This window comes from Sphaerisporangium sp. NBC_01403, from assembly GCF_045040145.1.
Taxonomy (GTDB): domain Bacteria; phylum Actinomycetota; class Actinomycetes; order Streptosporangiales; family Streptosporangiaceae; genus Sphaerisporangium; species Sphaerisporangium viridialbum.
Map to the genome: position 1 here is coordinate 2,152,753 of NZ_CP109534.1, position 12,594 is coordinate 2,165,346.

The window sequence follows — 12,594 nt, forward strand, 5'->3', positions numbered from 1 at the left end:
CGGCCACGCCCCGCCCGTCGGTGGCACATGGCGTCACCTGGGTAAGAGTACTCATCGCGGCAGGTGTTTCATCCGATTCGGGGATTTTCGTCGTCCGTAAACCGGAGCCGCGCCACTCGCCGGCCGACCTTCGCGGAGCGTCCCGATGACCAGCCACCGGCTCTGGATCCCGGCCCGGCTCCGCCCCGGCGACCGGGTGGCCGTCGTCGCGCCGTCCGGGCCCGTCGACCCGGTGCGCCTGGCACGGGGACGCCAGGTCCTCACCGAGATCGGCCTGGACGTCGTCGTCATGCCGAGGGTGCTCAACCGGCGGGGATACCTCGCGGGCTCCGACGTGGGCAGGGCGGCCGACCTGCAGGAGGCGTGGTGCGACCCGGACATCCGGGCGGTGGTCTGCGCCCGGGGCGGCTACGGCGCCACCCGCGTGCTCGACCTGCTCGAATGGCCCGCCATGGAGGCCGCCCGCCCCAAGATCCTGCTCGGGTCGAGCGACATCACCGCCCTGCACCAGGCGTTCGCCGTACGGCTGGGCGTGGCGAGCTGCTTCGGGCCGATGCCGGCCTGCCAGACCCTGGGCGACGACGAGGGGCCGGAGAAGGACTCGCTCGCCCACCTGTGCTCGTCGCTGTTCGAGAGGGAGATGCCCGCCCCGGTCGCCGGCGACCGGGTGATCGTGTCCGGCCACGCCGAGGGCCCGCTCACCGGGGGCAACCTGTCGCTGCTCGCGGCCCTGTGCGGCACCCCGTACGCCCTGCGGGCGGAGGGGCACATCGTGCTGCTGGAGGACGTCGGCGAGGCGCCGTACCGCATCGACCGCATGCTCACCCAGCTGCTCCAGGCCGGATGCCTGGACGGCGCCCTCGGCGTCGTGCTCGCCTCGTGGGTGGGGTGCGGGGACCCGATGGGGGTGCTCGTCGAGCGGCTGGCGCCGCTGGGGGTGCCGATGATCGCCGGGGTGCCCATCGGGCACGGAACCCCACAGTTCACCGCATGGATGGGAGCGGACGCGGTCATTGATACCGAATCGTGCTCTTTGACTTGCCTGTTCCGCGACCCTGCTACGGCACTGTAGCGCTGGTCCGGGGGAAGACAGCGGTCAGTAGGGAGCCTGCGTGGGCTTGTTCAGGCGATTCCGGAACCGGCGGGCCGACGCGCAACGGCGCCCGATCGAAGACGTGGACCTCGACTCGCTACTGGCGCTCGTGGCCGACAGCCTCGGCTACGACCACGCCTTCGAGTCCGACGGATCGGCCCTGGTGCTGTCCGGGCCGCGCGACATCACGGTGCGGCTCACCGGGCTGCGCCGCGAGGCCGGGCGGCGCTCCCGTGAGGACTGGCCCGTGCTCGTGTCCGACCACCTGGCCCGCGCCGTCGCCCGTACCGACGACCTGCCCGACGTGTGCGACCTCGCCCAGATCCGCCCGCTGCTCCGCACGCGCGTCGTGCTCGCCGACGGCCTGGACGACGACCCGTCCCGGCTGATCGGCCGCCACGTCGGCTCCGACCTGGTCGAGATCCTCACGGTCTCCGGCCGCCCGGTGCGGCCCGAGGAGGCCTTCTGCTGGCCCGTCACCCCGGCCGAGGCCCTGGACCTCGCGGCGGAGAACGTGCTGGCGGACGAGAAGCTGTCCGCCGAGCGCGCCGACCTCGACGGCACCCCGGCCTGGATCATGACGGGGTCGACGGTGAGCGCCGCCGTGCACCTGCGCAGGATCCAGGACTACCTGCTGGTCTCGCCCGACGGCCTCATGGTCGCCTTCCCCCACCCCGGGGAGATGGTCGTCCACCCCATAGACGGGCTGTCGGTGATGCGCGCCATCGAACGGCTGTGGCTGCTCGCCCGCAGGGAGTACCGCACGCGCGAGGACGGCCTGAGCCCGCACGTCTACTGGTGGAACCACGGGCGGCTGACCCGAATCCAGGCCGATCTGGTCATCCAGAACGGCCAGCGCCGCCTGGTCGTCGCCCCGCCCCCGGAGTTCGCCCGCCTGCTCGCCGACCTCGCGCAGGGGCGCTAGTCGCCGAGGAACTCGGCGTAGCGGGGCGTGCTGGTGGCCCGCGACAGCGTGTGGGCGGTGTGGATCAGCGGGACGTGGCTGAAGGCCTGCGGGAAGTTGCCGACCAGGCGGCCGTAGCGCGGGTCGTACTCCTCGGCCAGCAGTCCGACGTCGTTGCGCAGCGACAGCAGCTTCTCGAACAGCTCGACCGCCTCGGGCCGCCTGCCGACCATGGCCCGCGCCTCGGCCAGCCAGAAGCTGCACGCCAGGAACGCACCCTCCCCGCCGGCGAGGCCGTCGATGGAGTTGGTCTGGGCGATCGGGTAGCGCAGCACGAAGTCGTCGGACATCAGCTCGCGCTCGATGGCGTCGATGGTGCCGACGACGCGGGGGTCGGCGGCGGGCAGGAAGCCGGTCTGCGGTATCAGCAGCAGGGACGCGTCCAGCTCGCGTGAGCCGTACGACTGGGTGAAGGTGTTCCTGACCGGGTCGAAGCCCTTCTCCATCACCTCGGCGTGGATGCGGTCGCGCAGGGCGCGCCACCGCTCCAGCGGGCCGTTCTGCCCGAACCGCTCGATCTGCCGGATGGAGCGGTCGGCGGCGACCCAGGCCATCACCTTGGAGTGGACGAAGTGCCTGCGCGGCCCGCGCACCTCCCACAGCCCCTCGTCGGGCTCGTCCCAGTGGGACTCAAGGAAGTCCATCAGCGACCGCTGGATCGCCCACGTGCGGGAGATGGAGGTCAGCCCCGACGCGCGCGACAGGTAGAGGCAGTTCATCACCTCGCCGTAGACGTCGAGCTGGAGCTGGTCGACCGCGCCGTTGCCGATGCGCACGGGCCGGGAGTCCTCGTAGCCGTCCAGCCAGGAGAGCTCCGTCTCGGGCAGGCGGCGCTCGCCCGCCACGCCGTACATGATCTGGAGGTCCTGGGGACGGCCGGCGATGGCGCGCAGCAGCCACTCGCGCCACTCGCGCGCCTCCTCGACGTACCCGGCGCCGATGAGCGCGTCGAGCGTCATCGTGGCGTCGCGCAGCCAGCAGTAGCGGTAGTCCCAGTTGCGGACCCCGCCGAGGTCCTCGGGCAGGGAGGTCGTGGCCGCCGCCACGATGCCGCCGGTGGGGGCGTAGGTCAGCGCCTTCAGCGTGATCAGCGAGCGGACGACCGGCTCGCGCCACTGCTTCTCGGCCCGGGGCTCGCACTGGGCGACCCACTCGGTCCACATCTTCTCGGTCTCGTCGAGCTCCTTGATCGGGTCTATCTGCTCGGGCCTGGGCGAGTGGGAGGGGTGCCAGGTGTACACGAAGGCCAGCCGTTCGCCGGCCGACATCCTGAACGTGGCCCGGTGGGCGTAGTCACCGCCCTGGAGCGGGACGGGGGAGTGCAGCCAGGCGGAGTCGGGCCCGCCGATGGCCTGCAGCAGCCCGTCGTTGCGGCGCACCCACGGCACGATGCGGCCGTAGTCGAAGCGGATGCGGATCTGCGTGCCCATCTCGACGCTGCCCGCCACGCACTCGACGATGCGGACCAGGTCGGGATTGGCCTGCCGGGGCGGCATGAAGTCGGTGACCCGCACCGTGCCGCCCTCGGTGTCCCACTCGGTCTCCAGGATCAAGGTGTTCTCGCGGTAGCGGCGCCTGGTGCTGAGCCGGCGTTCTGGGCCGGCGGGGCCGAGCCACCAGTGGCCGTTGCGCTCGTCGCCGAGCAGCGCCGCGAAGCAGGCCGGGGAGTCGAAACGGGGCAGGCAGAGCCAGTCGATGGAGCCGTCGCGCCCGACGAGGGCGGCCGACTGCATGTCGCCGATGATGGCGTAGTCCTCGATCCGCATGCCCGTCACGCTAGTACGGTTCCGCAGCCGGGGCGCACGGGTCGGCGGGGGTCACCGCTTGGGGCGCATCAGAGGCATGAAGAACTGCGTGAGCGGCCCGATCGCGACGGCGAACACGACGGTGCCGACGCCGACGGTGCCGCCGAGCAGCCAGCCGGCGCCGAGCACGGTCAGCTCGATCAGGGTGCGCCCCGCGCGGATCGACAGCCCGAGGCGGGCGAGGCCGGTCATCAGGCCGTCCCGGGGGCCCGGGCCCATGCCGGCGCCGATGTAGAGCCCGGTGGCGGCGGCCACGGACACCACGGCGGCCAGCAGGTAGACCCAGCGCACCACCAGGGCGTCCGGCGTGGGGGCCAGCCAGATCGTCATGTCGGCGAAGAGCCCGAGGAACACGATGTTGCTGATCGTGCCGATCCCGGGGCGCTGCCTCAGCGGGATCCAGAAGACCATCACGATGGCGCCGACCAGGATGATCCACGTGCCGATCGACCAGCCGGTGCGCACGGCCAGGCCCTGGTGGAACACGTCCCACGGGTCGTTGCCGAGCCTGGACTCGACCTGCAGTCCGATCCCGGCGCCGTAGAGGGCCAGCCCGGCGTACAGGCGCAGCAACCGGTTGGGAATCGATCCCAGGTGGGGGAGGGAGATTTCGCTCATGATGAGGCCAGTCTTCCGATGCCATTGATTGCACTTAAAGGGCCAATCAGAGAAAGTGGCCTGATGGAGCGTTACCTCAGCGGGCCACAGCTCGCCAGGCTCGTCGAAGTCCCCCGGGACGCCCGGCCGTACTACCGGGCGCTCGCCGAGACGGTGCGCACGCTGATCCTCGACGGGCGGCTGCCCACGCGGGTGCGCATGCCCGCCGAACGCCACCTGGCCGAGGCGCTCGGCGTCAGCCGCACCACCGTCACCACCGCCTACGACCGGCTGCGCGAGCAGGGGTTCCTCGACAGCCGCCAGGGCGCGGGGAGCTGGACGGCGCTGCCCGAGCCGGGCGCGCTGCTGGGCACGGAGAACCCGTGGATCGCCCCCGACGACGACGGCCTGCTCCCGCTGCACTCCGCGGCCCCGGCCGCGACGGGCCTGCTGCCCGACGCCGTCGCCGCCGCGACCGAGGCCTACCCCCGCTACGGCCTCGGCACCGGGTACGAGCCGGTGGGCGTGCGCCCGCTGCGCGAGGCCATCGCCGCCCGTTACGGCGCCCGCGGCCTCGCCACCCGGCCCGACCAGATCCTCGTCACCGGTGGCGCGCAGCACGCCGTCCACCTGCTGATGACGCTGCTGGCCGGGCAGGGCGACCCGGTGCTGGTGGAGTCCCCGACGTACCCGCACGCGCTGGACGCCGCCCGCATGCGCGGCGCGCGGCTGGTCCCGGTGGGCATAGCCGACGACGGCTGGAACCTCGACCTGGTGACCTGCGCGATGCGCCAGTCGGCGGCGCGCCTCGCCTACGTCATCCCCGACTTCCAGAACCCCACCGGCCACCTCATGGGCGAGGGTGACCGGGCCGCGCTGGCGGACGCCGCGCGACGGTACGACACGACGCTGGTGGTGGACGAGAGTTGGGCCGAGCTGGCCATCGACGAGGTGCCCGCGACCTCACCCCTGGCGGCCCACGACACCGACGGCCGGGTGATCAGCATCGGGTCGGCCTCCAAGCTGTGGTGGGGCGGCCTGCGCATCGGCTGGATCCGGGGCACGGCCGCGCTGATCCGCCGCCTGGCCGTGCTCCGCTCCTCCGTCGACGTCGCCTCCCCGCTCTTCGAGCAGCTCGTGGTGACCCACCTGTTCGAGCGCATCGAGGAGACCAGGGCGGAGCGCGGCCGCACGCTCGGGGCCTCACGGTCGGCACTGGTCGAGGTGCTCCGCGCGGAGCTGCCCGAATGGCGGTTCACCGTGCCGAAGGGCGGCGGCTCGCTGTGGGTGCGGCTGGACTCCCCGGTCGCCACGCCGCTCGCCGACGCCGCGGCGGCCCACGGCGTACGGCTGGCGCCGGGCCCGTGGTTCGGCGTGGACGGCACGCTGGAGCGCTACCTGCGCCTGCCGTTCACCATGCCGCCGCACGCGCTGACCGAAGCGGCCCGCCGCCTCGCGGCGGCGAGGGCTCTCGCGTCCTCTCCCGGCTCGCGGGTCGCCCCGTACGGATCGCGCGCGGGAGCCCCGCTGACGCCCACCCTGTGAGCGGCCTCAGCCCCGCTCCTCGCCCATCAGGACGCGGAGCCTGTGGGAGAACGTCAGCAGGACGCCGGCCGCCACGATCGCGATGGCGGCCAGCGTGACGAAGTACGCGGGCAGGGAGATGAACCTCAGCAGCCGCGCCGTCTGGCCCCCGATGGCGTCCCCGACGGCGAACGACAGGAACCACACGCCGAGCATCTGGCTCTTGAAGGCGCGCGGGGCCAGCTCCACGGTGACCGACAGGCCGACCGGGCTGAGGGACAGCTCGCCGAACACCTGGATGAGGTACACCAGGAACAGCCACCAGACCGAGACCTTGCCGAACTCCGCCAGGCGGGCCACCAGCGCCATCACCACGAAGCTCACACCGATCACGAACAGCCCGAAGGCGAACTTCTGGGCGGCCCCCACCCGGTTGCCGAGCCTGACCCACAGGACCGCGAAGACCGGCACGAAGATCATGATGAGCAGGGGGTTGAACGACTGCGTGGTGGCGGCCGTGATGCGATGGCCGAAGATCTCCAGGTCGGTCTTCGACGCCGCGAACTCGTTCAGTACGGTCGGCGCCAGGTCGTAGATCATCCAGAAGATCGAGGCCGCGACGAACAGCCAGATGTAGGCCTTCATCTTCAGCCGCTCGTCGGCCGTCAGGTTGTGGCTGCCGAGCAGGATGTAGGCGAAGTAGAGGACCGGGACCGCGATCGTGAGAGCGGTCAGCACGACGGTGAAGCGGTCGACGTTGAGCGTGCCGGTCGCCGCCCACAGGGCGATCGCCACGACCGCCACGAGCAGGCCGGCCAGGATGACGAGCCCGAAGTGCCGGCGTTCCCCGGGGGTCAGGCGGTGGCCGGGCGTCTCCCCGACGCCCCGCAGGTGCCGTCCGCCGATGACGTACTGGGTCAGGCCGATCGCCATGCCGACCGCCGCGGCGCCGAAGCCGAGGTGCCACCGGTCGTCCTTGGCGAGGTTGCTGACCACGTAGGGGGCGATGAAGGCGCCGAGGTTGATGCCCAGGTAGAAGATGGAGAAGCCCGCGTCGCGCCGGGCGTTCTCCCCCTCGGGGTACAACTCGCCCACCATCGTGGAGATGTTCGGCTTGAGCAGTCCGGTGCCGAGCACGATCAGGGCCAGCCCGAGCCAGATCAGCGCGGCCCCCCTGATCGGGATCGCCATGCAGATGTGGCCCAGCATGATGATCGAGCCGCCGACCAGCACGGCCCTGCGCGCCCCGAGTACGCGGTCGGCGATCCAGCCGCCCGGCAGCGCGAGCAGGTAGATCAGCGCCCCGTACACCCCGACGACGGCGGTCGCGGTGGGCTTGGGCAGGCCGAGGCCGCCGCCGGCCGCGGTGGCGATGAGGAAGAAGTAGAGGATGGCGCGCAGCCCGTAGAAGCTGAACCGCTCCCACATCTCGGTGAGGAAGAGCGTGATGATGCCGCGCGGGTGCCCGAACACCGTCTTCTCCCGCTCGCGCTCCCCGGCCTCTCCGGCCATGCCGGTCCGCCCCCCGTCCCCGCGTTCACCATCAGAAGTCACGTTTATTAATGAACGTCCTCTATATCCCTATATGTAGAGATATTCCTGGCTCGGTGGTTACTCTTCGTGGTGGAATGAATGCCCATCGGCCGGGGTGGGCAAGCGCGGTCGTTCTTCTCACTTCCCGGGGCTTGTCTCCGGTGAAGGGCGTGTGGTGCGATGCATGCCACTCGTGCAAGTGGGCACTTTCTGGAGGCGTGAGATGGCCGACCCCCGGGTCCTTGCGGAACGTTCCGAGATCGAGCAGGAGATCACCGGCCACACGATCTGCGAACAGCTCAAGCTCACGGCGGAGCGCTTCCCCGACGCACCCGCCTACTCCGACCCCGCCGAGGACGGCTGGACGACCCTGACCTACGGGCAGGCCAGGCGCCGGGTGCTCGCGATCGCCGCCGGCTTCTCCGCCCTCGGCCTCGCGCGCGGCGAGGCCGTCGCCCTCATGATGGTGAACCGCAGCGAGCACGTGCTGGCCGACCTCGGCGCGGTCCACGCCGGAGGCATGGCCTGCTCGGTGTACGCCACCTTCGCCCCCGACCAGGTCGCCTTCGTCGCCAAGGACGTCGGCGCCCGCATCGTGGTGCTGGGCGGCGCGGCCGACCTCGCGCGCTGGGAGCCGATCCTCGGCGAGCTGCCCGGCCTGCGCAAGGTCATCCTCCTGGAGGACACGCCCGACGGCGAGCTGTTCATGAGCTGGGACGACTTCCTGGCGTTCGGCGAGAGCGCGCTCGCCGCCGACCCGGAGGCGGTGGAGGCGCGCGCCGCCGCCGTCACCGCCGGCGATGTGCTCAGCGTGCTCTACACCTCCGGCACCACGGGCAACCCCAAGGGCGTGCCGCTGACCCACACCAACATCTTCTTCGAGGTCGCCGCCACCGACCGCATGACCAACATCCCCACCCACGGCGCGCAGATCTCCTACCTGACCTACGCCCACATCGCCGAGCGCGTGCTCAGCCTCTACCTGCCGGTGTTCAAGGTCTCCCACATCCACTTCTGCACCGACCTCGCCCAGCTCGGCACCGTGCTCGGCCAGGTCAAGCCGTTGCTGTTCTTCGGCGTGCCGAGGGTCTACGAGAAGATGATGGCCCGCCTGCAGGCGCTGCTCAGCACCCAGCCGGAAGAGCAGCAGGAGAACGTACGCGCGTGCATGGCGGCCGGGCTCGCCTACGTCGAGGGCTCGCAGTACGGCCAGGTCCCGAGCCCCGAGGTGGCCGCGGCGTATGAGCGCGCCGACGCCGCGCTGCTCTCGATCATCCGGTCCATGATCGGGCTGGACGAGGCGCGCTGGCTCGCCACCGCCGCCGCGCCCATGCCCCTTGAGGTGCAGCGTTTCTTCGCCGGGTTCGGGCTGAAGGTCCTCGACGTGTACGGCATGACCGAGACGAGCGGGGCGTTCACCGCCAACAGCTCCGAGGAGTTCAAGCTGGGCACGGTCGGCCGCCCCGGCCCCGGCGTCGAGGTGCGCATCGCGGAGGACGGCGAGATCCTCACGCGCAGCCCCGCCAACACCAGCGGCTACCTGAACCGCCCCGAGGCCGGCGCCGAGCTCATCGACGAGGACGGCTGGCTGCACACCGGCGACGTCGGTTCGATCGACGACGACGGGTTCGTCCGCATCGTCGACCGCAAGAAGGAGCTCATCATCACCGCCGGAGGCGAGAACATCTCCCCGGCCAACATCGAGAACTTCCTCAAGGAGCACCCGCTCATCGGCCAGGCCCTGGTGTACGGCGACCGCAGGCCGTACGTCGTGGCGATCCTCACCCTCGACGGCGAGGTGGCCCCGGCGTGGGCCCTGGGGCGCGGCATCGAGTTCACCTCGCTGGCCGCGTTCGCCGAGCACCCCGACGTGGTCAAGGAGGTCGAGGCGGCCGTGCGGTCGCCAACGAGAAGCTCGCCAGGGTCCAGCAGGTCAAGAAGTGGCGGCTGCTGCCCGGCGAGTGGACCGCCGAGACCGAGGAGCTCACGCCCAGCCTCAAGCTCAAGCGCCGCGTCATCCACGCGAAGTACGCCGAGGTGATCGGCTCGATGTACGAGAGCTGACCGGGCGGCGTTTTGCCGGGGGAGGAGCGTGTCGGCCCCGGGCCGTTACCTCCCGGTCCCTAGCCTCCAGGCCATGACCATGAGACGTTTGCTCACGTCGTCGGCGGTGGGGCTGGCCGCGCTCACGGTCCTGGCGGAGGCGCCCCCCTCCTTCGCCGGACGGACGGTGGAGCCGCCCCCGCGCCCGCGCGAACCCACAGTCGAGACGATCTCGCCTCCCGCCGCGAAGGCCACCCCGCCCGCGGCCAAGGCGCCGCCTCCGGCCGCGAAGGCGCCCGCTTCCGCCGTCAAGGCGCCCGCTCCTGCGCGGGAACGGCCCGCCATCCGCTCGGTGCGGGTCCACCCGCGCACCCCGGTCGCCGGGCCCAAGGGCGCGGTGCGGCTGGTGGTCGAGGTGGTGGCCAGGGGCGTGTCCGGCCCGGACGGCGTGACCCTGCGGGTCGAGCCCGGCGGGCGGCGGGCCCGCTCCCGTACCGCCGCCCCGTCCCGCCTCGGCGGCGGCACGCCCTGGGCGCCCGGCGGCCCATCCCCGCTGGCGCCCCGTGCCGCGGAGGGGCCGGTGCCCGTCCAGGGGAAGACCGGCCAGAGGTGGGAGATGTGGCGGTTCAACCCGCCCGTCGGCCTCACCCGGTGGTACCCCTCGGGCCGGTGGCGGGCGATCGCGACCGCCAGGAACGCCCGAGGCGCGCGCGTCACCGCGTCCTCGTCCTTCCTGTTCAAGAAGGCGACGGTGCTCAGCGGCATCCAGGTGGGCCGCGCGAGGAAGCGGCATCGGGCCGTACGGCTGTCGGGGACGCTCATGCGCGTCGACCCGACCGGCAGGTTCGACTACTGGTCCTTCCCCAGGCAGCGCGTCACCCTGCAGTTCAGGAAGCACGGCGGGAAGACGTGGAAGACCGTGGCCAAGGCCAGCACCAACAGGGACGGCCGCTTCGTCAGGCGAGTAAAGCGGGCACATGGCACGTGGCGCGTCTTCTATCCCGGAACACACCATTACGCCCACATTTCGGCCTCTGCTAGACATGTAGCTCGAAATTAGGACAAACGGCTATATATCCGGTCCTGCGAACCGGCAAAGTGTCCAATTTGTAATTATTTGCTGGGAGTTGCCTGGCAACTTTTGGGTGCCTTAAAGCGTCTATGACGTAGGCACACCCCCAATTGGGATGCCTTTCTCTACGGGGAGAGGAAGTTCCGCATGATGAAACGCATCGCTACCGCCCTGGTAGCGGCCACCATGGGCGCTTCGGCGCTCGGTGTGGTGGCGCCGGCGCTGGCAGACACGGCGCCGGACACCGCGGTGAGCATCGAGTCCATCAAGGTGACCCCCGACCCGGTGGTCATCCGTGGAAGCGATCACGTCGCGGTGACGGCCACGGTCGAGACCGTGGGCGCCGAGGACGTGAAGTTCGACTTCGAGCCGACGGGACAGGGTGGTCAGCCCGACTGCAACCCCTGCCCCGGAGCCGCGAAGGCGTCCAGTGGCGAGTCGAAGACCTGGGGCAAGACGATCGTTCTCGACCGGCACGACCCGGCCGGGAAGTGGATCGTCTACGTCGAGGCCACCGGCCAGGACGGCAAGGTCGCGAGGGCCAAGTCCTCCTTCTACGTGAAGGTCGTGCAGGACCGTCACCGCGGTCCGCGCGCGACGCGGATCGCGGGGTTCGACGCGAGCCCCGAGCCCGTCAAGAAGGGTCGCAAGCTGTCGCTCTCGGGCAAGCTTGAGACGGCCCGGTGCTACGGCGACTGGTGGTGGGACGGCGACGCCTACGTTGTGGGCGGCAACCGTTGCCACGACGACTCCCGCTGGCACAGCTGGCGTCAGCTCGGCTGGCAGAAGATCAAGGTGTACTTCCACCGGGCCCACGGTGGCAAGTGGGAGTACGTCGACACCATCGAGACCAACCCGGACGGAACCTTCTACACGAAGATCCCGGCCTACTGGTCCGGCACGTGGAAGGTCGTGTTCGAGGGCTCGCGCGGCCTGTACGGGTCGTCGGCGACCGACTACGTGAAGGTCGTCCGCTAGTCCTTGGCCTGACCAACCGGAACGCCTGGCCCCCGGGAACTCCCGGGAGCCAGGCGTTCCGGCCGTCCAGGGGCCGTCGTGGGACGCTGTGGGCGGCTTCGTGGGGACGCGGGCACGCGCCCGCCCGTCCTATGCTTCGAGAAGACGTCCTACGGGCATCGGGGAGGGGGAGAGCGCCGTGTCAGAGGACCACGCGACATCCGGGGATCCGTTCCATCGGCGCCTGCACCACGTGGGGCAGGGCGACCTGAGCGCAGAGACGGCCCAGACCCCCGGCATGGCCCGCCGAGCCGCGATCAGCGACACGACCGTGGGCGCGAGAAGGCTGTGGATGGGGCAGACCCACGTCGCGCCCGCCACCGTCTCCGCCAACCACCACCACGGCGACTCCGAGACCGCCATCTACGTGGTCAGCGGCACGCCGTCGTTCGTCTTCCTCGATCTCGACGGCGACGAGCCGCGCGAGGTGCGCATCGAGGCCCGGCCGGGCGACTACGTCTTCGTGCCGCCGTTCGTGCCCCACCGCGAGGAGAACCCCGACCCCGACAGCGAGGCGGTCGTCGTGATCGCGCGCAGCACCCAGGAGGCGATCGTGGTGAACCTCCCCGACCTCCGCCCGCCCGAGGGCGGCTCAGGGGCCTAGCCCTCCGGCGCCGCCGGGTCGTCGCGCGGCGCGGGCTCCGGCAGGGCCTCGATGCCCCGCGCGAGCTCCAGGGCCGTCAGGTCGAGCGCGCTCAGCGTGAAGATGTTGGCGATCTGCTCAAGGGGCATCCCCGCGTCCCCGAGCTGGGTCATCGTGACCGCGGTCCGCAGGAAGACGCGTCCGATGACCACCTCGTCCACGTCGGGCATGTCCTTGCGGAAGAAGTCGGCGAGCTGCTGCCCCACCTCGCGGTCGGCGTGCACCCGTGGATCGTTGAGCTCAGGGCTGGACAGGATGTCGGCCAGGTCCCTGCGCTCGTCTTCCGTGAGCTTGCTCAAAGGT

11 protein-coding genes are annotated in these 12,594 nt (G+C 71.1%); 7 read left to right on the top strand and 4 right to left on the bottom strand.

What is annotated here, in order from left to right:
- Window positions 1-145 precede the first annotated feature (145 nt).
- Both OG589_RS09355 and OG589_RS09360 read left to right on the top strand, forming a co-directional pair.
- Window positions 146-1,072: an LD-carboxypeptidase gene (locus tag OG589_RS09355; RefSeq protein ID WP_405147927.1), complete on the top strand. Its 927-nt coding sequence runs from the start codon at window positions 146-148 to the stop codon at window positions 1,070-1,072.
- A 46-nt stretch (window positions 1,073-1,118) separates the two neighbouring features.
- Window positions 1,119-2,018 carry a hypothetical protein gene (locus OG589_RS09360; RefSeq protein WP_405147928.1) on the top strand — a complete coding sequence of 300 codons (900 nt, stop codon included), beginning with the start codon at window positions 1,119-1,121 and terminating at the stop codon, window positions 2,016-2,018.
- Here OG589_RS09360 and OG589_RS09365 read toward each other — a convergent pair.
- Both OG589_RS09365 and OG589_RS09370 read right to left on the bottom strand, forming a co-directional pair.
- Window positions 2,015-3,823, bottom strand: a complete 1,809-nt coding sequence (locus tag OG589_RS09365; RefSeq protein WP_405147929.1) for a glycoside hydrolase family 15 protein — start codon at window positions 3,821-3,823, stop codon at window positions 2,015-2,017. The genes OG589_RS09360 and OG589_RS09365 overlap by 4 nt on opposite strands.
- 51 nt (window positions 3,824-3,874) lie before the next feature.
- A complete protein-coding gene (locus OG589_RS09370; RefSeq protein WP_405147931.1) occupies window positions 3,875-4,480 on the bottom strand; it encodes a YitT family protein in 606 nt (201 codons plus the stop codon).
- Window positions 4,481-4,543: 63 nt separating this feature from the next.
- Here OG589_RS09370 and OG589_RS09375 point away from each other — a divergent pair, with 63 nt between their 5' ends.
- Window positions 4,544-6,004, top strand: coding sequence for a PLP-dependent aminotransferase family protein (locus tag OG589_RS09375; RefSeq protein WP_405147933.1), 1,461 nt, complete (start codon window positions 4,544-4,546; stop codon window positions 6,002-6,004).
- A 6-nt stretch (window positions 6,005-6,010) separates the two neighbouring features.
- Here the strand turns inward: OG589_RS09375 and OG589_RS09380 are convergent, their stop codons facing one another.
- Window positions 6,011-7,537, bottom strand: coding sequence for a peptide MFS transporter (locus OG589_RS09380; protein WP_405147935.1), 1,527 nt, complete (start codon window positions 7,535-7,537; stop codon window positions 6,011-6,013).
- Between the two features lie 202 nt (window positions 7,538-7,739).
- Here OG589_RS09380 and OG589_RS09385 point away from each other — a divergent pair, with 202 nt between their 5' ends.
- The 4 genes from OG589_RS09385 to OG589_RS09400 all read left to right on the top strand — a co-directional run bounded on the left by OG589_RS09385 (window position 7,740) and on the right by OG589_RS09400 (window position 12,252).
- Window positions 7,740-9,557 carry an AMP-dependent synthetase/ligase gene (locus tag OG589_RS09385; protein ID WP_405147937.1) on the top strand — a complete coding sequence of 606 codons (1,818 nt, stop codon included), beginning with the start codon at window positions 7,740-7,742 and terminating at the stop codon, window positions 9,555-9,557.
- A 96-nt stretch (window positions 9,558-9,653) separates the two neighbouring features.
- Window positions 9,654-10,619, top strand: a complete 966-nt coding sequence (locus OG589_RS09390; RefSeq protein ID WP_405147938.1) for a hypothetical protein — start codon at window positions 9,654-9,656, stop codon at window positions 10,617-10,619.
- A 159-nt stretch (window positions 10,620-10,778) separates the two neighbouring features.
- Complete coding sequence (locus OG589_RS09395) at window positions 10,779-11,609, top strand: hypothetical protein (RefSeq protein WP_405147940.1); 831 nt, start codon at window positions 10,779-10,781, stop codon at window positions 11,607-11,609.
- Between the two features lie 178 nt (window positions 11,610-11,787).
- On the top strand, window positions 11,788-12,252 hold the full coding sequence (locus OG589_RS09400; RefSeq protein WP_405147942.1) for a cupin domain-containing protein: 465 nt from the start codon (window positions 11,788-11,790) through the stop codon (window positions 12,250-12,252).
- Here OG589_RS09400 and OG589_RS09405 read toward each other — a convergent pair.
- Window positions 12,249-12,590: a hypothetical protein gene (locus tag OG589_RS09405; protein ID WP_405147943.1), complete on the bottom strand. Its 342-nt coding sequence runs from the start codon at window positions 12,588-12,590 to the stop codon at window positions 12,249-12,251. The two genes, OG589_RS09400 and OG589_RS09405, sit on opposite strands and share 4 nt — an antisense overlap.
- Between the last annotated feature and the right edge of the window lie 4 nt (window positions 12,591-12,594).

Excerpts from the sequence above, each read along its gene's own strand:
- OG589_RS09355 (WP_405147927.1), top strand. The coding sequence starts at position 146 with ATGACCAGCCACCGGCTCTGGATCCCGGCCCGGCTCCGCCCCGGCGAC.
- OG589_RS09365 (WP_405147929.1), bottom strand. The coding sequence starts at position 3,823 with ATGCGGATCGAGGACTACGCCATCATCGGCGACATGCAGTCGGCCGCC.
- OG589_RS09370 (WP_405147931.1), bottom strand. The coding sequence starts at position 4,480 with ATGAGCGAAATCTCCCTCCCCCACCTGGGATCGATTCCCAACCGGTTG.
- OG589_RS09375 (WP_405147933.1), top strand. The coding sequence starts at position 4,544 with ATGGAGCGTTACCTCAGCGGGCCACAGCTCGCCAGGCTCGTCGAAGTC.
- OG589_RS09385 (WP_405147937.1), top strand. The coding sequence starts at position 7,740 with ATGGCCGACCCCCGGGTCCTTGCGGAACGTTCCGAGATCGAGCAGGAG.
- OG589_RS09390 (WP_405147938.1), top strand. The coding sequence starts at position 9,654 with ATGACCATGAGACGTTTGCTCACGTCGTCGGCGGTGGGGCTGGCCGCG.
- OG589_RS09395 (WP_405147940.1), top strand. The coding sequence starts at position 10,779 with ATGATGAAACGCATCGCTACCGCCCTGGTAGCGGCCACCATGGGCGCT.